This is a genomic window from Halomonas sp. C10-5, assembly GCF_057169305.1.
The window spans coordinates 24,888-44,953 of sequence record NZ_CP175665.1 but is presented as its reverse complement, the minus strand read 5'-3'; the positions used below and the strand labels follow the sequence as shown (position 1 = coordinate 44,953).

18 protein-coding genes and 1 other RNA gene are annotated in these 20,066 nt (G+C 67.7%); 8 read left to right on the top strand and 11 right to left on the bottom strand.

Annotation, left to right across the window (positions count from 1 at the left end):
- Window positions 1-17 precede the first annotated feature (17 nt).
- The gene (locus ACJ7IV_RS00190) at window positions 18-440 is read right to left on the bottom strand and encodes a rhodanese-like domain-containing protein (RefSeq protein ID WP_232913581.1); all 423 of its coding nucleotides are present in this window, start codon (window positions 438-440) and stop codon (window positions 18-20) included.
- A 275-nt stretch (window positions 441-715) separates the two neighbouring features.
- Between ACJ7IV_RS00190 and gpmI the strand changes: the two genes are divergently transcribed.
- The 3 genes from gpmI (at window position 716) to ACJ7IV_RS00175 (ending at window position 4,822) form a co-directional block, all read left to right on the top strand.
- Window positions 716-2,281 (top strand): 2,3-bisphosphoglycerate-independent phosphoglycerate mutase, encoded by a 1,566-nt coding sequence (gene gpmI / locus ACJ7IV_RS00185; RefSeq protein WP_483865268.1) that lies wholly within the window; start codon window positions 716-718, stop codon window positions 2,279-2,281.
- A gap of 8 nt (window positions 2,282-2,289) precedes the next feature.
- Window positions 2,290-3,432, top strand: a complete 1,143-nt coding sequence (locus ACJ7IV_RS00180; RefSeq protein WP_483865267.1) for a murein hydrolase activator EnvC family protein — start codon at window positions 2,290-2,292, stop codon at window positions 3,430-3,432.
- Window positions 3,433-3,502: 70 nt separating this feature from the next.
- The gene (locus ACJ7IV_RS00175) at window positions 3,503-4,822 is read left to right on the top strand and encodes a S41 family peptidase (protein ID WP_483865266.1); all 1,320 of its coding nucleotides are present in this window, start codon (window positions 3,503-3,505) and stop codon (window positions 4,820-4,822) included.
- A 13-nt stretch (window positions 4,823-4,835) separates the two neighbouring features.
- On the opposite strand, the gene ACJ7IV_RS00170 is transcribed toward ACJ7IV_RS00175, so the two are convergent.
- The 4 genes from ACJ7IV_RS00170 to ACJ7IV_RS00155 all read right to left on the bottom strand — a co-directional run bounded on the left by ACJ7IV_RS00170 (window position 4,836) and on the right by ACJ7IV_RS00155 (window position 9,404).
- Window positions 4,836-6,098 (bottom strand): UbiH/UbiF/VisC/COQ6 family ubiquinone biosynthesis hydroxylase, encoded by a 1,263-nt coding sequence (locus ACJ7IV_RS00170; RefSeq protein ID WP_483865265.1) that lies wholly within the window; start codon window positions 6,096-6,098, stop codon window positions 4,836-4,838.
- A 59-nt stretch (window positions 6,099-6,157) separates the two neighbouring features.
- The gene (ubiH, locus tag ACJ7IV_RS00165) at window positions 6,158-7,393 is read right to left on the bottom strand and encodes a 2-octaprenyl-6-methoxyphenyl hydroxylase (protein WP_483865264.1); all 1,236 of its coding nucleotides are present in this window, start codon (window positions 7,391-7,393) and stop codon (window positions 6,158-6,160) included.
- 68 nt (window positions 7,394-7,461) lie between these two features.
- Window positions 7,462-8,799: a Xaa-Pro aminopeptidase gene (gene pepP, locus ACJ7IV_RS00160; protein ID WP_483865263.1), complete on the bottom strand. Its 1,338-nt coding sequence runs from the start codon at window positions 8,797-8,799 to the stop codon at window positions 7,462-7,464.
- Between the two features lie 26 nt (window positions 8,800-8,825).
- A complete protein-coding gene (locus ACJ7IV_RS00155) occupies window positions 8,826-9,404 on the bottom strand; it encodes a UPF0149 family protein (RefSeq protein ID WP_161431745.1) in 579 nt (192 codons plus the stop codon).
- A gap of 207 nt (window positions 9,405-9,611) precedes the next feature.
- On the opposite strand from ACJ7IV_RS00155, the gene ACJ7IV_RS00150 reads away from it, so the two are divergent.
- The 3 genes from ACJ7IV_RS00150 to ACJ7IV_RS00140 all read left to right on the top strand — a co-directional run bounded on the left by ACJ7IV_RS00150 (window position 9,612) and on the right by ACJ7IV_RS00140 (window position 10,805).
- Window positions 9,612-9,914, top strand: coding sequence for a cell division protein ZapA (locus ACJ7IV_RS00150; protein WP_213311730.1), 303 nt, complete (start codon window positions 9,612-9,614; stop codon window positions 9,912-9,914).
- Window positions 9,915-9,968: 54 nt separating this feature from the next.
- Window positions 9,969-10,153, top strand: a non-coding RNA gene (ssrS, locus tag ACJ7IV_RS00145) — 6S RNA.
- Between the two features lie 19 nt (window positions 10,154-10,172).
- Window positions 10,173-10,805 (top strand): 5-formyltetrahydrofolate cyclo-ligase, encoded by a 633-nt coding sequence (locus ACJ7IV_RS00140; protein ID WP_483865262.1) that lies wholly within the window; start codon window positions 10,173-10,175, stop codon window positions 10,803-10,805.
- A gap of 332 nt (window positions 10,806-11,137) precedes the next feature.
- On the opposite strand, the gene ilvA is transcribed toward ACJ7IV_RS00140, so the two are convergent.
- A complete protein-coding gene (ilvA, locus tag ACJ7IV_RS00135) occupies window positions 11,138-12,652 on the bottom strand; it encodes a threonine ammonia-lyase, biosynthetic (RefSeq protein WP_213311726.1) in 1,515 nt (504 codons plus the stop codon).
- Window positions 12,653-12,846: 194 nt separating this feature from the next.
- On the opposite strand from ilvA, the gene rpiA reads away from it, so the two are divergent.
- Window positions 12,847-13,536, top strand: coding sequence for a ribose-5-phosphate isomerase RpiA (gene rpiA, locus ACJ7IV_RS00130; protein WP_483865261.1), 690 nt, complete (start codon window positions 12,847-12,849; stop codon window positions 13,534-13,536).
- 24 nt (window positions 13,537-13,560) lie between these two features.
- On the opposite strand, the gene waaA is transcribed toward rpiA, so the two are convergent.
- Genes waaA through ACJ7IV_RS00115 form a run of 3 tightly spaced genes read right to left on the bottom strand, consistent with a single transcriptional unit; the run spans window position 13,561 to window position 17,359 of the window.
- Window positions 13,561-14,838 carry a lipid IV(A) 3-deoxy-D-manno-octulosonic acid transferase gene (gene waaA / locus ACJ7IV_RS00125; protein WP_483865260.1) on the bottom strand — a complete coding sequence of 426 codons (1,278 nt, stop codon included), beginning with the start codon at window positions 14,836-14,838 and terminating at the stop codon, window positions 13,561-13,563.
- Window positions 14,838-16,268, bottom strand: coding sequence for a bifunctional D-glycero-beta-D-manno-heptose-7-phosphate kinase/D-glycero-beta-D-manno-heptose 1-phosphate adenylyltransferase HldE (gene hldE / locus ACJ7IV_RS00120; protein ID WP_483865259.1), 1,431 nt, complete (start codon window positions 16,266-16,268; stop codon window positions 14,838-14,840). Before hldE ends, waaA begins: the two co-directional genes overlap by 1 nt.
- 2 nt (window positions 16,269-16,270) lie before the next feature.
- On the bottom strand, window positions 16,271-17,359 hold the full coding sequence (locus tag ACJ7IV_RS00115; RefSeq protein ID WP_483865258.1) for a glycosyltransferase family 9 protein: 1,089 nt from the start codon (window positions 17,357-17,359) through the stop codon (window positions 16,271-16,273).
- On the opposite strand from ACJ7IV_RS00115, the gene ACJ7IV_RS00110 reads away from it, so the two are divergent.
- Window positions 17,358-18,077 (top strand): 3-deoxy-D-manno-octulosonic acid kinase, encoded by a 720-nt coding sequence (locus ACJ7IV_RS00110; RefSeq protein WP_483865257.1) that lies wholly within the window; start codon window positions 17,358-17,360, stop codon window positions 18,075-18,077. The genes ACJ7IV_RS00115 and ACJ7IV_RS00110 overlap by 2 nt on opposite strands.
- On the opposite strand, the gene ACJ7IV_RS00105 is transcribed toward ACJ7IV_RS00110, so the two are convergent.
- Together ACJ7IV_RS00105 and ACJ7IV_RS00100 are read right to left on the bottom strand one after the other, a co-directional pair.
- Window positions 18,065-18,652, bottom strand: coding sequence for a YrbL family protein (locus tag ACJ7IV_RS00105; RefSeq protein WP_483865256.1), 588 nt, complete (start codon window positions 18,650-18,652; stop codon window positions 18,065-18,067). The two genes, ACJ7IV_RS00110 and ACJ7IV_RS00105, sit on opposite strands and share 13 nt — an antisense overlap.
- Window positions 18,640-19,767, bottom strand: a complete 1,128-nt coding sequence (locus ACJ7IV_RS00100; RefSeq protein WP_483865255.1) for a glycosyltransferase family 4 protein — start codon at window positions 19,765-19,767, stop codon at window positions 18,640-18,642. The genes ACJ7IV_RS00105 and ACJ7IV_RS00100 overlap by 13 nt, the downstream gene beginning before the upstream one ends.
- Between the last annotated feature and the right edge of the window lie 299 nt (window positions 19,768-20,066).

The window sequence follows — 20,066 nt, the reverse complement described above, 5'->3', positions numbered from 1 at the left end:
TTGTACGATAGGAAATGCTACTTCTTGACGACCGGCAGGCCATCGGCCTGCCACTGCATCATGCCGCCCTTGAGCTTGAGCACCCGAGAGTAACCGGCCTTGGAAAGCTTGGCCACGGTCACGCCCGCGGACTGGCCCGTCTTGCAGGCCACGATGATCGGCTTCTCCTTGACCTTCTCGAGTTCGCCCATGCGCTCGTCGATGCGGCTCTGGGGAATGTTGCGGGCGCCGGCGATATGGCCAGCCTTGAAGTCGCCGGCCTCGCGGGTATCCAGCACCACCGCGTCCTCGCGGTTGATCAGCTGGGTCGCCTCGCCGGAGGTCACGCCGTTGGAGGCGCTGTTGCGCGCCTCATAGAGGACCCAGGCAGTCAGCACCAGGAGGAAGGCGCCCACCAGCAGCGGGTGGTTCTGCACGAATTCAAACAGCTGATCGATCATGGGTGCGAAAACTCTCGTCTCGGTGCACGGAAACAGGGGCGCGACTGGCGCGCAGCGGGCGCCAGTATACACGAGCTGGGCGCCGACAAATCAGGCCATCCCCAGCGATTCGCCACGGATGTCGAGCGCCGGGGAGCCATGACGCACGATGCCGCCTGCGATATGATGCCGCAAGACGATTCCTGCCGCGACCCCGAACGCCCGGCGTCGAGATCTTCCGGTTACAGCCGCCAACCGGGCCGGGTCGCGTCTATCCAGCTTCGAGGACACTCGCCATGACCGCCACTCCCCCGCGCCCCGTCGCCCTGATCATCCTCGACGGCTACGGCCACAACCCCGACCCGGCCAACAACGCCGTGGAAGCCGCCAATACGCCGGTGATGGACCGCCTGTGGGCCGAGCATCCCCACACCCTGATCCATACCGACGGCCGCCACGTCGGCCTTCCCGACGGCCAGATGGGCAACTCCGAGGTGGGCCACATGAACCTCGGCGCGGGGCGGGTCGTCTACCAGGACTTCACGCGCATCACCAAGGCCATCGAGGATGGCGACCTGGACACCAACGCCATCCTGACAGCGCCCATCGACGCGGCCGTGGCCGCGGGCCGGGCGGTGCACCTGCTGGGCCTGCTCTCCCCGGGCGGCGTGCACAGCCACGAGGAGCATATCCTTGCCGTCGCCGAACTGGCGGCCCGCCGCGGCGCCACCCGCATCTTCGTGCACGCCTTCCTGGATGGCCGCGACATGCCGCCCCAGAGCGCCCTGGCCTCCATCGAACGCACCAATGCGCGCCTCGCCGAGCTGGTCGGCGCCGACAACGGCTTCGTGGCCTCGATCATCGGCCGCTACTTCGCCATGGATCGTGACAACCGCTGGGATCGTGTCGAGAAGGCCTACCGCCTGCTCACCGAGGGCGAAGGCGAGCACGTGGTCGCCGGGGCCGAAGCGGGGCTGCGCGCCGCCTACGAGCGCGGCGAGACCGACGAGTTCGTGGCCGCCACCAGCGTGCGCCCGGCGGGCGTGCCGATCACCCTCGAGGAGGGCGACGCCGCGCTGTTCATGAACTTCCGCGCCGACCGGGCCCGGGAGCTGACCCGGGCCTTCGTCGATGAGGGCTTCGATGGCTTCACGCGCCGCGTGCATCCCCGGCTCGCCGCCGAGGGCCTGGTCACCCTGACCCGCTACGCCGCCGACATCCCCGCACCGGCGGCCTTCCCGCCGGTGGCGCTGCACAACACCCTGGGCGAGGTCATGGAGAGCCGCGGGCTGACCCAGCTGCGCATCGCCGAGACCGAGAAGTACCCCCACGTCACCTTCTTCTTCTCCGGCGGTCGCGAGGCGGAGTACCGGGGAGAGGAACGCATCCTGGTGCCCTCGCCCCGGGACGTGAAGACCTACGACGAGAAGCCCGAGATGAGCGCCCACGAGGTGACCGACCGCTTGGTGGAGGCCATCGACTCGGGCCGCTTTGACCTGATCGTGTGCAACTACGCCAACGGCGACATGGTCGGCCACACCGGCGACTTCGACGCCGCCGTCAAGGCCATCGAGACCGTCGACGGCTGCGTGGGCCGGGTGGTGGAGGCGATCCAGCGCGCCGGCGGGGCCTGCCTGGTCACCGCCGACCATGGCAACGCCGAGCAGATGGTCAATCCCGAGACCGGCGCCCCCCAGACCGCCCACACCACCTTCGAGGTGCCGCTGATCCATGTCGGCGAGCGTTCGGTGCGGCTGATCGACGACGGCAGCCTGTGCGACATCGCCCCGACCCTGCTGGCGATGATGGACCAGCCGATTCCCGAGGAGATGAGCGGCCACGCCCTTGTCGAGTTCGACTGAGCGGACGGATGGCCAGGCCTGCCGCTTCCCTCGGTACGCTGCTGCTGATGCTCTGCCTGGCTGGACCGCTTGCGGCCCAGCCCAGCGAAGAGGCCGTGCAGGAGCGTCTCGATGCCATCGGTGAGGCCATCGAGGAGGCCGGCCAGCGCGTATCGGCGACCCGCGAAGCCCGCGACGAGGCGGCGCGCCAGCTGGAGGCGATCGAGACGTCGCTGGCCGCCACCCACCGGCGACTCGATGAGCTCCAGGCCGAGCGACGCGAGCTGGGTGCCGAGATGGAGACCCTCCAGGCGCGCCGCGACGAACTCGAGGCCGAGCGCGCCGCCCAGCTCGAGGCCATCCATACCCAGCTCGACGCCCTCTACCGCCTGGGCCGCTCGCCCCAGCTCAAGCTGCTGCTCAACCAGGACGATCCGGCGCGGCTGGATCGCCTCCAGCACTACCTGAACCACCTGGCCCGGGCTCGCCGCGAGCGACTCGACGAGCTGGCGCGCCTCGATGCGGCCCTGGCCGAGACCCGCCTCGAGCTCGAGGCTCGCGGCGAGCGCCTCGACGCCCTCGCCGCGGAACTGGCCGAGCGCAGCACCCAACTGGCCGAGCAGATGCGTGAACGCGCCACCCTGGTCGCGGAGCTGGACAGCCGTCACAGTGGCGAGGCGGCCCGGCTCGCCTCCCTTGAGCAGGACCGCGAGCGCGCCGAACAGGTACTGCGCGAGGTGCAGGAACAGCTGGCCCGCCTGCAGCGACCACCGCCCTCCACCGCCATCGAGCGCACCCGGGGCGAGCTGCCCTGGCCGATCCAGGGCAACATCGCTTCGCGTTTCGGCGCCGGCGATGCGGTGCACCACAACGGCATCCTCATCCTCGCCGCCGAAGGCAGCCCAGTGCGCGCCGTGCACGCCGGCCGGGTAGTCTTCGCCGACTGGCTGCGCGGCTTCGGCAACCTGCTGATCATCGACCACGGCGACGGGGTGATGACCCTCCACGCCCACCTGCAGCACTTCACGGCTCAGGTTGGCCGCCCGGTCTCACGCGGTGAGGTGATCGGAGCCGTGGGCATGAGCGGCGGTCAGCAACGCCCGGCGCTCTACTTCGAGGTGCGCCGCGGCGGCGACCCCATCGATCCCCAGTCATGGATCGCCCGCCGCTGAGCGTCGCTTTCCATGCACGCCGGCGGCGGGCTATGCTGGTCGCTCACCGTTCCGGAACAGCGGAGTTCGCATGCACCCAGCGCTTCCCCACTCGGGCAGGTCTCCCCGCTCACGTTCCCCCCGGCGCCTGCTGGCCGGGCTGCTGCCGCTGACCCTGCTGGCGCTGCCCCTGGCCCTGCTGTCACTGCCGGCATCGGCCCAGAGTGTCGATGACGAGCTGCCGGTGGCCGAGATCCAGACCTTCGCCGAGGTATTCGAGCGCATCAAGCGCGCCTACGTCGAGGAGGTCGATGACGCCAGCCTGCTGCGCAACGCCATGCGCGGCATGCTCAGCGAGCTCGATCCGCACTCCGCCTACCTCGACCGCGAGGCGTTCCAGAGCCTGCGCGAGTCGACCGAGGGGGAGTTCGGCGGCATCGGCATCGAGGTGGGCATGGAGGATGGCCAGCTGACGGTGATCACCCCCATCGACGATACCCCGGCCTCGCGTGCGGGCCTGCAGGCCAGGGACCTGATCCTGCGCATCGACGACACCCCCACCGAGCGCATGTCGCTGCAGGAGGCGGTGGAGCTGATGCGCGGCGAACCGGGCAGCGATATCGAGCTGACCATCATGCGCCAGGGCGAGAGCTCGCCGCGCAGCGTCACCCTGACGCGCGAGAACATCCGCACCGAGAGCGTGAAGAGCGAGCTGCTGGCCCCCGGCTTCGGCTACCTGCGCGTCAGCCAGTTCCAGACCCGCACCGGCGACCAGGTGAGCGAACATATCCGCCAGCTGGAGCGCGACGGCGACCTCGACGGCCTGGTGCTCGACCTGCGCAACAACCCCGGCGGCGTGCTGCAGGCCGCAGTAGCGGTGGCCGACGCCTTCCTCGACGAGGGGCTGATCGTCTATACCGAGGGCCGCCTGCCGGATACCGAGATGCGCTTCTCGGCGAACGCCGGGACCGCGGCCCCCGATGTCCCTCTGGTGGTGCTGATCAACGGCGGCAGCGCCTCGGCGGCGGAGATCGTCGCCGGCGCCCTCCAGGACCAGCGCCGCGGCGTGGTGATGGGCACCGAGAGCTTCGGCAAGGGGTCGGTGCAACAGATCATGCCGCTGGGCAACGGTGAGGGGCTCAAGCTCACCACGGCGCTCTACTTCACCCCCGGCGGACGCTCCATCCAGGCCCAGGGCATCGAGCCGGATGTCCGCGTGGTGCGGGGGCGAGTGGAGGTGACCGAGAATGGCCGTGGGGTCCGCGAGGCCGATCTGGAGGGCCACCTCGGCTCGCGGGACGCCCCACGGGAGAGAGCCGAACTGAGCGAGCGGCTACGCGATGACTACCAGCTAGGCGAGGCCCTCAACCTGCTCAAGGCCCTCGACGTGATTCGCCAGCGCGACCGCTGAACGGCTTCCCCGGTCAGCGGCAGCTGGCAGGCAGCCGGCCACGCTGGCCGGTGGCCTGCTGCAGCAGCAGCCGCTTGAGCGGGACCAACCGATCCACGCCACTCATCCCCAGGTTGCGCGCCAGTGACAGTGCCGGGTGGCGCGCCCCGAACAGCAGGCGGAAGCCGTCCATCAGCGCCAGCATGCCGGCGTTGTCGCCGCGTCGGCGGCGGGCATAGCGCGCCAGCACCCGCTCGTCACCCAGCAGCACGCCGCGCTGGCGTGCCGCCAGCAGCTCCTCGGCCAGCACCGCGGCATCCATCAGCCCCAGGTTGACGCCCTGGCCGGCCAGGGGATGGATGCCGTGGGCGGCGTCGCCCACCAAGGCGAAGCCAGGCAGGGTGTAGCGCTCGGCGTGGCGCTGCACCAGCGGGAAGCCCACCGCCTCATCCAGCACCGTCACCTCCCCCAGACGGTGGTCGATGGCCGCCGCGAGCGCCTCCCCCAGCGCCTCGCGCTCGAGGCCGGCCAGGCGCTCGGCCTCGGCGGGTGACGTGGACCAGACGATGGAGCAGTGCTGCTCGTCCCCGTCCACCGCCAGCGGCAGGAAGGCCAGCGGTCCGCCGGGCAGGAAGGCCTGCCGCGCCACTTCGCCATGGGGCGCCGCGACGCGCACCGTGGTCACCAGGCCCACGTGGCCGGTGTCGCGCTCGCTGACGGCGATGCCCGCCAGGTTGCGCAGCGGCGAGCGGGCGCCATCCGCGGCCACCACCAGGGGGGCACTCAAACGCCGACCGTCGGCCAGCAGGACGCGCCGTTCCCCGGCACCGCCCTCTAGCCCTTCGACCCGGGCCCCCAGGCAGAGATGAACCGAGGGCAGCGCCACCAGGCGCCGCTCCAGAGCCGCCAGGGTGACGTCGTTCTCGACGATATGCCCGAGCACAGCCAGGCCGGCCTGGTCGGCGGAGAAGTCGACCTCACCGCTGCCCTCGGCGTCCCACACCTGCATGTAGCGGTAGGGGCTCACGCGCCGCGCCGCCATCCACGGCCAGGCACCCAGCCCCTCCAGCAGCCGCTGCGAGACCGGCGTCAATGCGCTCACGCGGCGCGCCGACCGACCACGCCCCACTGCCTCTGGGTCCAGCAGGGCCGGCCTGGCATCCACCAGGGCCACTTCGACCCCCGCCTCGCCGAGCAGCACCGCCAGCGCGGCCCCCACCATGCCCCCGCCGACGACGATCACCTCATGGTGATCTTCCCCCGGGCCGGTTGCCCTCTCCCCGCCTTCATCCCTCATGCCTTTGCTCCCTCTTGCATCCTCATGCTCCTGCTGTGCGGCACTCATCTCTCCAGCCCTCACCTCTCCAACCCCATGGCGCGCCTGGCCAGGTCACGTCGCAGCGGACCGGCCAGGTTGAGGCCGATCAGCCCGGCGGCTCGTGCATGGCCGAGCAGCCGGCTGTCGATGCCGAACAGTCTCACCAGGCCGTCGCTGAAGCGGATCACGTTGCGACGGTCGGCGTCGCGCCGGGCATCGAACGCCTCGAGCACCCCGGCATCACCGACCGGCCGTCCCACCGCCAGTCCCGCCTCCAGCGAGGCCACCAGGTCCATGACCCCGCGTAGCGCCAGGTTGAAACCCTGGCCGGCCACCGGGTGCAGGGCATGGGCAGCATTGCCCAGCACCGCAAGGCCCGGCCGGGTCGTCTCACGCGCCGTGACCAGACTCAACGGGTAGGCGTAGCGGCTGCCCACGCGCCGAAAGCGACCCGCGCGGTCGCCGAAGGCGGCCTGCAGCTCGGCCAGAAAGTCGCCCTCCGCGAGGGCCAGGCGTCGCCTTTCCTCGCCCGCGGCGTGGGTCCACACCAGCTCCATGGTCTGCCCGCGCAGCGGCAGCAGGGCGATCGGCCCCTCGCAGGTGAAGCGCTCCCAGGCGACCCCCTGGTGGGGGCGGCTCGTCTCGACGCTGGCGATCAGCGCCACCTGGTCATAGGGCCGGGCATCGCTGGCGATGCCCAGGCGCTCCTTGAGCCCCGAGCGCCCGCCATCGGCCAGCACCGTGAGACGGGCCTGGAGGTTGGCACCAGAGTCGAGCGCCAGGCGATACCCCCCCTCGGCCGGCTCGATCGTCTCCACCCGGTCCGGGCAGTACCAGGCCAGCGGCAATCCCGTGAGGCGCCGGTGCAACACACGCCCCATCCAGGCATTGGGGACCACATGGCCCAGCGCCTCCACGCTCAGCTCCCGGGCATCGAGGCGGGTGGCACCGAAGTGACCGCGCTCGCTGACATGGATGCGGCGGATCGCGGCGGCCTCCTCGGCCATCTCCGGCCACACCCCCATGTCGGTGAAGTGCAGGGCGGTCCCCAGGGAGATCGCGCTGGCCCGGGCATCGAAGCTGGGCTGCCAGGGGGCGGAGGCCAGGTCGAGGATAGGCGACGCCTCGATCACCGCCACCGATAACCCGTGCCGCTCGATCAGCGGTGCCAGTGCACAGGCCAGGCTGGCCCCCACCAGTCCGCCACCGACGATGGCGATATCCACCGTCTTCGTGCCCGATGCTGTACCAGGCGATGTTGTACCGGGGCTCATGGCGCCACCTCAGCTGAATATTTCATAATGTACGTTACATAAAGAAAGCAGCAGGCTTGATGAGGCGATCACTTCCCAGCCATCAGTGCCTCGATAGACTCTACCGATTTCGGGACGGAGGCGGTCAGCACCTCATGTCCCTCGTCGGTCACCACGACATCGTCCTCGATACGAATGCCGGTGCCACGCAAGGCCTCGGGTATGTCATCGTCGGCGGGTATGTAGAGCCCCGGCTCCACGGTGAGGACCATGCCCGGGACCAGCGGCCGGGGTTCACCATCGCGGCGATAGAGCCCCACGTCATGGACATCCAGCCCCAGCCAGTGGGAGGTGGAGTGCAGGTAGAAGCGCCGGTAGCTCTCGTCATCGATGCGCGCCTGCACCTCGCCCTCGAGCAGCCCCAGGTGGATCAGCCCCTCGGTCAGGCCGCGCACCACCTCGGTGTGGATCGCCGCCAGGGTGGTACCGGGGCGCACCGCGGCCACCGCACGCTCCTGAACGCCCAGCACCACCGCGTAGAGCGCCCGCTGGGCATCGCTGAAACGGCCATTGACCGGAAAGGTACGCGTGATGTCGCCGGCATACAGCTCGAACTCGGCCCCGGCATCGATCAGCACCAGGTCACCGTCCTTGAGTGGGGCGCGATTCTCGATGTAGTGCAGCACACAGGCATTGGCGCCGCCACCGACGATGCTGGCATAGGCGGGACCGCTGCCGCCTTGCCAACGGAACTCATGCTCCAGCTCCGCCTGCAGCTGGTACTCCTCGAGTCCGGGGCGCGACGCACGCATGGCGCGCAAGTGACCACGCGCCGAGATCTCCGCGGCATGCCGCAGCAGGGCCAGCTCCGCCGGACTCTTCACCAGCCGCGCCTCATGGAGCAACGGTGCCACATCGGCGAAGGCCTCGGGGGGACGCGCCCCGCGCCGCACCCGTGACACCAGCTCGGCACGCACTTCCTGGGCCAGGGCCAGCACCTGCTCGTTGTCCAGCGCCAGGTAGAGCGTGCGTCGACCATCGAGCAGGGCCGCGAGGCGCTCGCCGCGCTCGGCGTTCTCGAAGGCCTGGTCGACGCCATGCTCACGGACGGCTCCTTCGGCGCCCAGCCGGATGCCGGTCCAGGCCTCCAGCGTCGGGTCACGATCCTGGCAGAACAGCACGCTCTCGCCCTCGTCACGCCCCGGGAGCAGCAGCAGCAGGGCATCGGGCTCGGGGAAGCCGGTGAGGTAGTGGAAGTCGCTGTCCTGGCGGAAGGGGAACTCGCTGTCCCGCGAGCGGGTGACCAGGGAGGCACCGGGCAGCAGCACGGCGCTGTCGGCGGGGAGGGCGGCCATCAACGCCTGGCGGCGCAGTCGGTAGTCGGCATTGGCGATCGGCGCTGGGCGAGGCAGGGTCTCGGGCAGCATGGGGACTCCTTGTCGATGATGGTGTTTCAGTGGCGGGTGGGGGTTTCGGCATCCTCGACCTGGGGCCTGCCGGGATGCTGCTCGGTGTAGAGCAGCATGGCCGCCATGCGGGCGTGCTCGGCCAGGGCAAAGAGGTCGCCTTCGTTCTCGGCGCTCTCCTCGAGATCGGCGGGCATGGCGGCGATCCCCTCCAGGTCCTCCAGCGCCTCGCGCAGTGCCGTGGACCATGCCTCCCGGGGCGCCTCGCCGGCATCCTCGATCACTTCCAGGAAGCCCTGGGTCCACTCCTTCAGGCCCCGGGCACGCTCGGCCAGCGAGAAGAGTTCATCGGGCAGCAGCGGTTCGTAGCCGAGCTCGCCGCCGGAGAGGGCATCCAGGGTCTGGCGGCGCCAGGCCAGGAAGCGCTCCGCGGAGGGCTCGTCACGCGGCTGCTCGACGCCCAGCACCAGGCACACCTCCTCCAGCCAGGCGGCGGGGTCGATATCGTGCATGGCGAGCCGGGCACACAGCCGCCCGTCGAGGAAGGCCGGTGACTGCATGCTGCCGTGGAGCAGGAAGAGGTCGGCGATGGTGGAAAAGTCCTGGCGTTCGTCGATCAGGGACATGGGGGCTCCTGGTGCCTGGTATGGATGGTGTCCGAATAGACGGTGGCTGGCCGGGCGGGGACGGGTCGCTAATCGACACCGCGCGTTGACCGCTCGAGAAGGCCTCTCTTATAGTGGCTGGCCATGCCGTATTGACTGGATGTTAACGCATCGGCCCCCAGGGACGCGCGGCTCGCGTGGCCTGCCGGGTCGAGCCGGAGCCCCCCGATGAGCGACGCAACACGGCCGACCGCCGAGATCACCCTGCTGGGACGCAGCTACGTCATCGCCTGCGCCCCCGAGGAAGAGCCCAAGCTGGAGCGTGCGGCCCGCTACCTGGATCGCGCCATGACCGGCATCCACGCCCAGAACAACCTGCTGGGCAGCGAGCGCATCGCCATCATGGCGGCGCTCAATATCACCCATGAGCTGCTCGAGACGCTGGAGAACCAGCGTGAGGGGGAGCGCAGCCTGGACGCCCTGAGCGAGCGCCTGGAGCGGGCCCTGGCCGGCACCCCGGAGCCGCGCTGAGCCCGGTCCCCGGAATCCATTGGCCGCCCCTCACCGGCTCTGGTACGATGAATTCGTTCCCTGGGGTGTTTGCCAGTCGTTATCGTCCCTCGAGCCTATGCGCAGTACCCAGGGGGCCATATGCTAGCCGGACCCGTGTGCATGTCCGTGCGTCGGAAAGCCTGACGGTTCGGCTGCGGCCACCCACCTTGAACCACTGGGTTCAAGGGCCAGAACGACAGCGGCACTCTGGGGAACCTCGTCCACATGACACTTCTCATGCCGACACCCGCCGCACCCCTTTCTCTCGAGAGCTTCGATGGCTCACGCCGTGAGTTGCGTCGCGAACTGCGCCGCCGCCGCCGCGCGCTGACGCCCGAACAGCGTCGACGCGCCAGCGAACGCCTGTGCCGTCGGCTACGCCGCCTGCCCGAAGTGCAGCGTGCGCGCCGCGTGGCGCTTTACCTACCCAACGACGGTGAGATCGACCCCACCCCTCTGATCAACTGGTTCCGGCACCGTGGCGCCCGGGTTCATCTGCCGGTGCTCAAGCCGCTGTCACGCAATCGCCTGTGGTTCGTCCACTACCATGCCGATACACCCATGGTCCGCAACCGCTTCGGCATCCCCGAGCCGGAGACCCGTCATGGCGCCCATCGCGCCCGGCGCCTGGCGGCCTGGGCCCTGGACCTGATCCTGCTGCCGCTGGTGGGCTTCGACGACGCCGGCCAGCGCATGGGCATGGGTGGCGGCTTCTACGACCGCACCCTGGCCTTCACCCGTCACCCGGGGCCACGCCCGCGACTGGTCGGCCTGGCCCATGACTGTCAGCGGCTCGACTCGCTGCCGGCGGAACCGTGGGACGTGCCGCTGGACGCCATCGTCAGCGACGCCCGGGTGGTGCGCCCCTGACGGGGTCAGCCCCCTAACGCGAACGGGCCGATGCCAGTTGGCATCGGCCCGTTGCTTGCAGCCAGGGGTCGGCAATTCGCGTTCAGTTACCCACCAGGGCCTGGGCGTAACCGGTTGCCACGACACCAATACCGAACAGCAGCACCAGGGCCATAACCACGTCGGGCTTGCGCTTCATCGTCGACTCCGGGTAATGAGAATTTCAACGCCGCAGACTATAGGCCGACTCTGCCGCCAAGACAACCGCCAAGCCTCAACGTTCATATCGTGAAACCGCCGGGTGAGAAGCCTCCCGGCGCGAGTCAGCGCTTACCCGCGCCTTCGCAGAGGCCTCAGGCCATGAACAGCCGATAGGCGGGGTTGTCCGACTCCTTCCAGTAGCGGTAGCCGATGGCGTCGAAGTACTCCTCCACATGGGAGCGGTCGCCATTGGGCACCTGCATGCCCACCAGCACACGGCCGTAGGCGGCGCCATGGTTGCGGTAGTGGAACAGCGAGATGTTCCAGTCATGGGGCAGGTGGGTAAGGAAGTTCATCAGCGCTCCGGGACGCTCCGGGAACTCGAAGCGGTAGACCTCCTCGTCGAACTGCTGCTTGGGACGACCGCCGCCAAGGTGACGGATATGCAGCTTGGCCAGCTCGTTGTCGGTGAGGTCCTCCACCGGATAGCCCGCCTCGCGTAGCCTGTCAATCACCGCCTGGCGGTCCTCGCCACCGGGTTTCACCTGCACCCCGACGAAGATATGGGCATTGTCGGGGTCGGCGTAGCGGTAGTTGAACTCGGTGACCATGCGCTTGCCGATGGTGCGGCAGAACTTCTTGAAGCTGCCGGGCCGCTCGGGGATGGTCACGGCGAGGATCGCCTCGCGCTGCTCGCCGAGCTCGGTGCGCTCGGCGATATGCTGCAGGCGGTCGAAGTTGGTGTTGGCCCCGGAGTTGATGCACAGCAGGGTCTGCCCCTCGGCGCCGGTCTGCTGGATGTACTTCTTGAGCCCGGCCAGGGAGAGCGCGCCGGAAGTCTCGGAGACCGCCCGGGTGTCCTCGAAGATGTCCTTCACCGCCGCACACATCTCGTCGGTATTGACGGTGATGACCTCGTCGACCAGGTCCCGAGCGATCTCGAAGGGCACCTTGCCGACCTGGGCCACGGCGACCCCCTCGGCGAACACTCCCACCTGATCCAGGGTGACCCGCTTGCCCGCCTCTAGTGCCGCCTTGAAGCAGGCGCTGTCCTCGGCCTCGACGCCGATCACCTTGATATCCGGGCGCAGGTACTTGACGTAGGCAGCCACGCCGGCGATCAGGCCGCCGCCGCCCACCGGCACGAAGATGGCGTCCAGCGGGCCGCCGTGCTGACGCAGGATCTCCACGGCGATGGTGCCCTGGCCCGCCACCACGTCGATATCGTCGAAGGGCGGGATATAGGTGTAGCCGTGCTCCTCGATCAGCGTCTGAGCATGCGCGGCAGCCTCGGCGAAGGCGTCGCCCTTGAGCACCACCTTGGCACCCCGGGCACGCACCGCAGCCACCTTGATCTCCGGGGTAATGCGCGGCATCACGATGATCGCCTTGACGCCCATCTGCTTCGCCGCCATCGCCAGGCCCTGGGCGTGGTTGCCGGCCGAAGCCGCGATCACGCCCTTGGCCTTCTGCGCCTCGCTGAGCTGGGCCATCTTGTTGTAGGCGCCGCGAATCTTGAAGGAGTAGACCGGCTGCAGGTCCTCGCGCTTGATCAGAATGGTGTTGTTGAAGCGACGGGAGAGGAAGGGGGCCGGCGAGATCGGCGTTTCCCGAGCGGCTTCATAGACCCGGGCCTGGAGAATCTTCTTGACGGTAGCTTCGAGCATCCTGATATCCCAGAGGCGTGACGCGAGAGGACGCAGCGCGCATGCTGCGCTGCGAGGCAACCCCTATTGGTAGCATTCCGGCAGCCTTGGCGTCCAGCCGCCGGCATCGGCAGGCGAGCCCCGCTGGCCTATAATGGCGCCCCAGCGCATTCCCATCCATCCCGCCGATTCACGCCACCCAAGGAGAGTGCCCCATGACCCAGGCCGGCCTATCCCAAGACCAGCTCAAGGACGCCGTCGCCGCGGCCGCCATCGCCGAGGTTCGCCCCCAGCTGCATCGCGACACCGTGCTCGGCATCGGTACCGGCTCCACCGCCAACCTCTTCATCGACCGCCTGGCCGAGCTGCGCCACGACTTCGCCGGCGCCGTGGCCAGCTCCGAGGCCAGCGCCGAGCGGCTGCGCGGCCACGGCATCGAGGTGTTCGAGCTCAACTCCGTGGGCACGGTGCCCTGCTACATCGACGGTGCCGACGAAGTAAACGCTCACTTGCACATGATCAAGGGCGGTGGCGCGGCCCTGACCCGCGAGAAGGTGGTGGCCGCCTGTGCCGAGAAGTTCATCTGCATCGCCGACGCCTCCAAGCGGGTCGAGCGCCTCGGCGCCTTCCCGCTGCCGGTGGAGGTGATTCCCATGGCCCGCTCCTATGTGGCCCGGGAACTGGTCAAGCTGGGTGCCGACCCGGTCTACCGCGAGGGGGTGGTCACCGACAACGGCAATCAGATCATCGACTGCTACGACTTCATGATCGACGACCCGCTGGCCATGGAGGCCCGCCTCAACGCCATCGTCGGCGTGGTGACCAACGGCCTGTTCGCCGCCCGCGGCGCCGATGTGCTGCTGCTCGGCACCGCCCAGGGAGTGGAGCGCCTGACACCGGCCTGATGGCCCTGCAATAGAAGTAAGCACTTACTTCGCCGGTAGCAGCCTGTCCAGCCCCTTCAGGGTACGTTCAAGCGCGCCGCGGTTGGCCATCACCACGCCGCACCCCGCCTCACCGAGACGACGGCGCTCGGCCGTATCGGCGAACAGCGCGATCAGCGCCTCGGCGAGGCGCTTCTCGTCGGCCAACTCCACCAGGGCACCGGCGCCGCGCAGCGCCTCGGCCACATCGGCGAAGTTGGCCAGCTCCGGTCCAGTAAGCACCGGGATGCCCAGGGCGGCGGGCTCCAGCAGGTTGTGGCCACCCACCGGCACCAGGCTGCCGCCGACGAAAGCCAGGTCGGCGGCGCCATAGAGCGCCAGCAGCTCGCCCATGGTGTCTGCCAGGTAGACCGCGGAGCCATCCTCGGGCCTCTCTCCCCGGGAGCGCCTGACCGGTGCCTGGCCGGCCTGTTCGCACAGGCTCGCCACCGCCTCGAAGCGCTGGGGATGGCGCGGCACCAGCACCAGCAGCGCCTCGGGATAGCTCTCGCGCAGCCGCCCATGGGCGGCCAGCAGCAGCGCTTCCTCGCCCTCGTGGGTGGAGCCCGCCACCCATACCTGGCGGCGCCCCAGCAGGGTGCGTAAGCGCTTACTTACCATCTGCGCACCATCGTCCGGTGCAATGTCGAACTTCAGCGAACCCACCACGCTGGTGCGCTCAGCCGCCATGCCGAGCTCGGCGAAGCGCGCGGCGTCCTCATCGGACTTGGCCGCCAGCCAGTCGACGCAGCCCAGAGCCTCACGCAGCAGCGGGCGCAACCGGCGATAGCCACGCAGGGCTCGCGGGGAGAGTCGACCGTTGAGCACCGCCACCGGTACGCCGCGGGTGCGGCAGGCATGGAGCAGGTTGGGCCACAGCTCGGTCTCGAAGAACAGCGCGATCTCCGGGCGCAGGCGCTCGACGAAGCGTGCCGCGGCACGGGGGAAGTCCAGCGGCACGAAGTGATGGACCAGCCGGCCATCCTGGCGCCCGTCTGCCAGCGCACGCACGCGTTCGGCGCCGGTGGCGGTCATGGTAGTCACGGTCAGCGAGTGGCCGGGATAGCGCTCGAGCAGCGCCTCGATCAGCGGGCGGGCCGCCTGCACCTCGCCCACCGAGGCGCAGTGCAGCCACAGCATGTGTGTGTCGGGAGGGGTCTCGGGAATCCTCCCCAGGCGCAGTGGCCTGGGGTCAGTGAGTTCATGCTCACGGCGCAGGCGCCGCCATAGCAGAGGAGCGAGCAGGTGCAGCGCCGTGGAGTAGGCGAGCCGGGGCCAGTCCATCAGCTCTCGCGGTCGAGGATGGTGGAGATCATCGCCGTGGTGGAGACGCCATCCTCGAAGCCCAGCACCCGAACCTCACCACCGGCGTCGCGCACAGCCTTACCGCCGGCGATCTGCTCCGGTTGGTAGTCGCCACCCTTGACCAGCACATCGGGCAGCACCGCCTCGATCAGCCGCTGCGGGGTGTCCTCGGCGAAGGGTACCACCCAGTCCACGGCACCGAGCCCGGCGAGTACCTGCATGCGCCGCGCCAGGGGGTTGATGGGCCGCTTGGGGCCCTTGAGGCGGGCGATGGAGGCGTCGTCGTTGACCGCCACGATCAGCCGGTCGCCGAGCCGGCGCGCTTGCTCCAGGTAGGCGACGTGGCCGGCGTGGAGGATGTCGAAGCAGCCGTTGGTCATCACCACCCGCTCGCCGCGGGCCTGGGCGGCGCGTACCGCCTCGATCAGCGCCGGTTCCTCGATCACCCCGAACTCGGCCAGCTTGTCGCCGTGCAGGGCGGTGTAGAGCTCGGCAATGGAGAGGGTCGCGGTACCCGGCTTGGCCACCACCAGGCCGGCGGCCAGGTTGGCCAGGGTCATCGCCTCGGGGAAGCCGTGGCCGGCGGCCAGGGCCAGGCCCAGCACGCCGATCACGGTATCGCCGGCGCCGGTGACGTCATAGACCTCACGGGCGCGGGTCGGTAGGTGCAACGGCTCGTGACCCTCGCGGATCAGGGTCATGCCCTTCTCGCTGCGGGTGATCAGCAACGCCTCCAGCTCGAGCTCGGCGCGCAGGGCCTCACCTCGCTTGGCCAGCTCGGCGTCGTCGCGGCAGTGTCCCATCACGGCCTCGAACTCCGTCAGATTGGGGGTGATCACGCTGGCGCCGCGATAACGCGAGAAGTCGCTGCCCTTGGGGTCCACCAGCACCCGCTTGCCGCTGGCACGCACCAGGCGGATCAGCTCCTCGACGCGGTTCAGCGTACCCTTGCCATAGTCGGAGAGGATCACCAGGTCGCAATTCGGCAGCGCGGCTTCTACCCGCGCCAGCAGCCCGGAGGTGTCCGCCTCGCCGAGTCCCTCTTCGAAGTCGAGACGGATCAGCTGCTGGTTGCGGCTCATCACCCGCAGCTTGGTGATCGTGGGCACGCCGGGGCTGCGCTGGAAGTGAGTGCTCACTCCGGCATCCTCCAGGCGGCTTACCAGGCGGTCGGCGTTATCGTCGTCGCCGACCAGCCCCGACAGCGCCGCATGGGCACCCAGCGAGGAGATATTGAGCGCCACGTTGGCGGCACCGCCGGGGCGATCCTCGCTCTCCTCGACGCGCACCACCGGCACCGGCGCCTCGGGGGAGATGCGCGAGGTGCCGCCGTGCCAGTAGCGGTCGAGCATGACATCGCCCACCACCAGCAGGCGGGAGTGTTCCAGGGCGGTCAGGTCGAGTCTCATCGTCAGGCGTCCTTGGCTGGAGGATGGTCGATGGCGTGCTGCAGTGCCGCCTCGAGACGCTCGATCACGTCGTCGGCGCGGATCAGTGACATGGCATCCGGATGTCGGACACGCTGGCCCCAGGGTATCGCCTCGGGGTCCTTGTGCAGGTAGCTGCGCACCGCCTCGGGATAGCGATTGACCACGAAGTCACGCCAGCGATAGGGCGCGGCACGGTCGGGGTTGGTGGTGGCGTAGAGCCCTACGGTGGGCGTGTTCAGGGCGTTGGACATATGCACGGGCCCCGAGTCCGGCGCGATCACCGCCTGGGCCGCATCGATCAGCGCCAGCAGCCCCTTGAGCGAGGTGGCGCCGATGGCGTCGATCACCGCCTCGGGCGGACACAGGGCCTGGATACGCGCTCCCATCTCGCGCTCCTGGGTGCTCCCTCCCCCGGTCAGCACCGTGCACAGGCCATGCTGCTCCCAGGCGTGCTGGACCACGGCGGCGTAGCCTTCGGCGGACCAGTTCCGGAAGTTGCGCAACCGCGGATTGGCACACGGGCTCATCAGCAGGTAGCGGGAATCACCGGTGAGGGCACGCGCCTCGTCACGGGCGGCGGAAGGGATCGCCAGCTTCCACTCCAGGCTCAGATCCTCGACCCCCATCAGCCGGGCGAAATCCAGGAAGGACTCCAGCACATGGGCGTTCGGGTGGGGCGCCAACCGGCGATGGGTAAACCAGTGCTGGGCATCCTTGGCGCGCGCTTTGTCATAGCCCACCCGGACATCGGCCTTGAGCCCCAGGGAAAGCGCACTGGCGCGCAGCGCCTGCTGCATGTGCAGCAGCACATCGAAGCGGGTATCGGCCAGCTCGCGCCACAGGGCGCGCATGCCGGCGAGGCCAGTGGACTTGTCATAGACCACGAACTCGACCCCGGAGAGGCCCGCCAGTAGACTGTGCTCGGCCTTGCCGGCGATCCAGGTGATGCGTGCCTCGGGCCACTGGCGCTGCAGGGCGCGAATCGTCGGCACCAGGTTACAGACATCGCCCAGGGCGGAGAGTCGCAGCACGCCGATGTGGCGCGGTTGGGCGGGCAGAGGATGCTTCATGCGCTTGGCAACATTGAGAGCGGGAAAGTCCCATATTCTATATGATGCGGACAGTTTATGTGACGCCGACGAGGCGCCACAAATCGGCCCGTCAACCTTCGACCCCGCCTGGTGGCAGGCGCAGGAAAGGATCACCGGCCAGGCCCCGGGGCGCGGCGCCAGCCTGTTCCTGGATGCCGGTAACGGCGAGGAGTGGGTACTGCGCCCCTACCGCCGTGGCGGCCTGGTGGCGCGGCTCAGTGAAGCCCGCTATCTATGGACCGGCCTGGAGCGCACCCGCGCCTTCCGCGAGCTGCGCCTCACCGCCGACCTGCATGCCCGCGGCTTGCCGGTGCCCCGCCCGGTGGCCGCCGACGTCACCCGTCACGGCCTGACCTACGCAGCTGCCCTGATCACCGTGCGCATTCCCGGTGCCCGCGCACTGGCCAGCCTGCTGGAGAACGGCGAAGCCGATGACGACCTGCTGCAACGCGTCGGTGCCACCATCCGCCGCTTCCACGACGTCGGCCTCGACCATGTCGACCTCAACGCCCGCAACCTGCTGGTGGATGAAGGAGGCAAGGTATGGCTGATCGACCTCGACCGCTGCCGGCTGCGCCACGATGGCGCCTGGAAAGGACGCAACCTGAAGAGACTGGAGAGTTCGGTAGCCAAGTTTGTCGTTCCAGCTGCGGTACAGTGCACAACCGAACAGATTACAGCAGGCTATGACAGCTGATTTTCTTGGGTGGACATAAAACGCGGCCTAACCGTTTTCTCCATGAATCTGGCCCACTTGCGCCGGATCTTGCGCCGTCCAAGCCAGGGCACATAATCCGGCAGCGGGATAAATTCCGAGGAGCCCAGACCGTCGATCAGAATGACGGTGGTGGCGTCGGTACGTTCGATAACCAGTAGGTTGCTCATCACCAAATCGCAAGGCACCACGTTATAGGCCAGCAAGTAGGCCTTGAGTGCGCCGAGGCCTGACCAGAAGTGGTTGATCTGCTGCGGCGTCAGAGGTTTTGTCAGGTACTCGGCCACATTGGGTGGTAGTTTGCCCTGATCATCAAGCACCAATTGCTGCTCGATACCGATAAAATCTCCATCTTCCACCACCCCGAAGAACTCGGGAATGAGCGTGAATGGCACCCGTCGCCGCTGCAAATAGCGGAAATAGCGCAGTTCACGAAAAGTCTGCTTGGCCTTTTCTCGCCGGCTAAGCTTGATACAGCGCCCGATATCATTCGGGTGCTGATAGCAGATACGTTCATCTCCCCGACCGATGACTTTCCAGTTTCTTACGTACGGCATCGATCTGCCTTCTTTTTCTCATATACATCCAGAATACGTTGGTAGTTCTGGGCCATTATTTTCTCTACATCAAGCGTCAACGCCAACTCGCGGCAACGCACCCGTAGCGATGTATCGTCTTTACGGCAACCCCAGGCCCTCATCGCACAGGCCAATGCCTCAATATTGTCTGCCCGGTCGATAACTGTTGCCACCTCCGGCGTTACTACCTCTTTGGCACCGCAGCTGGCGGTGGTAATGATTGGCGTACCGCTCGCCAGCGCCTCAAGTACGGTAAAGCCGAACGGCTCATAATATGCCGGCAAAACGTAGCAGTCGGCCAGGGCAAAGAAGAGCTCTGGAGAGGGCTGCTCACCCAAAAAATGACACTTTTCCGCGATTCCCAGACGGTGGGCAAGTTCCTGATACTCCACTTGTCGGGAATCACGACCGACTACCAACAAGATGGCTTCCTGGTCGAGCCTGGAGAAGGCTTCCAGAGTTGGCTCCAGCCCCTTGCGACGGTAACCAGTGCCCAGAAACAGAAAGACCGGGGCTTGCCCATCCAATCCTAATTCCCGAGCAAGGGCGCTCGCATCATCACCAAGACGTTTCCGGTCAAAGCGATGGGTATCGACAAAGTTATGGATCACCGAACGCTGCTCAGCTGGCACATTATACGCTTCGGCAATCTCACGATCGCTTTGCCAAGAGTTCGAAACTACATGGTAATAGGCACCCGGTGCCATGGCCCGGGCTTCAATCTGCGCAGCGACCTTGTCCTTCAGCCGCCGCTGGCGCTTGGACATCGATGCCAAATGATGGTGGACAGTACCTCCGCCAATGCGCAGCAGATCATGAGTCCAAGTCTTGCCCAGTCCATAGACCAGGTCATAATCGGCTGACTTGACGTGTTTCTCCACTGCTTGAGCAAATCGCCACATGCGTAAGGCCTTACCGATACTGAATGGCCGAAGACGCACAAAACGAATAGCCGGATGTGCAGGCAACACATGGGAGCGACAGATAATCGTAACGTCTTCACCACGCTCGGCCAGGTATCGCGACAGTTCATTCAGGAAGCGCTCAGTGCCGCCTGAGGCGGCATGACGCATGTGTACCAAGGCTATTTTCACCAGGCTATCCTCATGGTTGCGAGTACTGGCACGTCTTAGGGAGCGGACAGGATTCTATGGTACCGCTGCAACTCCTCCTTCTTCGGCCGCCAGCCAAAATCAGGTACTATGTGGTTGAGACTAGCCAAGGTAAGTCTTGGTTTCACATGGACCTCGCATCAACACCAGCAAGATGGATGAAACAAAGAAGCCTTCCCGAAAAAACGAGGCCAATCATAAGGCTCAGCGGCACGATTAATCCAACACCAATTCACACTGATATCAAAGTATATAATCGGATAACTGAGCCAGGGATAAGC

Bases quoted from the DNA above. Each gene is read 5' to 3' on its own strand.
- ACJ7IV_RS00190 (WP_232913581.1), bottom strand. From the start codon at position 440: ATGATCGATCAGCTGTTTGAATTCGTGCAGAACCACCCGCTGCTGGTG.
- gpmI (WP_483865268.1), top strand. From the start codon at position 716: ATGACCGCCACTCCCCCGCGCCCCGTCGCCCTGATCATCCTCGACGGC.
- ACJ7IV_RS00180 (WP_483865267.1), top strand. From the start codon at position 2,290: ATGGCCAGGCCTGCCGCTTCCCTCGGTACGCTGCTGCTGATGCTCTGC.
- ACJ7IV_RS00175 (WP_483865266.1), top strand. From the start codon at position 3,503: ATGCACCCAGCGCTTCCCCACTCGGGCAGGTCTCCCCGCTCACGTTCC.
- ACJ7IV_RS00170 (WP_483865265.1), bottom strand. From the start codon at position 6,098: ATGAGGGATGAAGGCGGGGAGAGGGCAACCGGCCCGGGGGAAGATCAC.
- ubiH (WP_483865264.1), bottom strand. From the start codon at position 7,393: ATGAGCCCCGGTACAACATCGCCTGGTACAGCATCGGGCACGAAGACG.
- pepP (WP_483865263.1), bottom strand. From the start codon at position 8,799: ATGCTGCCCGAGACCCTGCCTCGCCCAGCGCCGATCGCCAATGCCGAC.
- ACJ7IV_RS00155 (WP_161431745.1), bottom strand. From the start codon at position 9,404: ATGTCCCTGATCGACGAACGCCAGGACTTTTCCACCATCGCCGACCTC.
- ACJ7IV_RS00150 (WP_213311730.1), top strand. From the start codon at position 9,612: ATGAGCGACGCAACACGGCCGACCGCCGAGATCACCCTGCTGGGACGC.
- ACJ7IV_RS00140 (WP_483865262.1), top strand. From the start codon at position 10,173: ATGCCGACACCCGCCGCACCCCTTTCTCTCGAGAGCTTCGATGGCTCA.
- ilvA (WP_213311726.1), bottom strand. From the start codon at position 12,652: ATGCTCGAAGCTACCGTCAAGAAGATTCTCCAGGCCCGGGTCTATGAA.
- rpiA (WP_483865261.1), top strand. From the start codon at position 12,847: ATGACCCAGGCCGGCCTATCCCAAGACCAGCTCAAGGACGCCGTCGCC.
- waaA (WP_483865260.1), bottom strand. From the start codon at position 14,838: ATGGACTGGCCCCGGCTCGCCTACTCCACGGCGCTGCACCTGCTCGCT.
- hldE (WP_483865259.1), bottom strand. From the start codon at position 16,268: ATGAGACTCGACCTGACCGCCCTGGAACACTCCCGCCTGCTGGTGGTG.
- ACJ7IV_RS00110 (WP_483865257.1), top strand. From the start codon at position 17,358: ATGCGCTTGGCAACATTGAGAGCGGGAAAGTCCCATATTCTATATGAT.
- ACJ7IV_RS00115 (WP_483865258.1), bottom strand. From the start codon at position 17,359: ATGAAGCATCCTCTGCCCGCCCAACCGCGCCACATCGGCGTGCTGCGA.
- ACJ7IV_RS00105 (WP_483865256.1), bottom strand. From the start codon at position 18,652: ATGCCGTACGTAAGAAACTGGAAAGTCATCGGTCGGGGAGATGAACGT.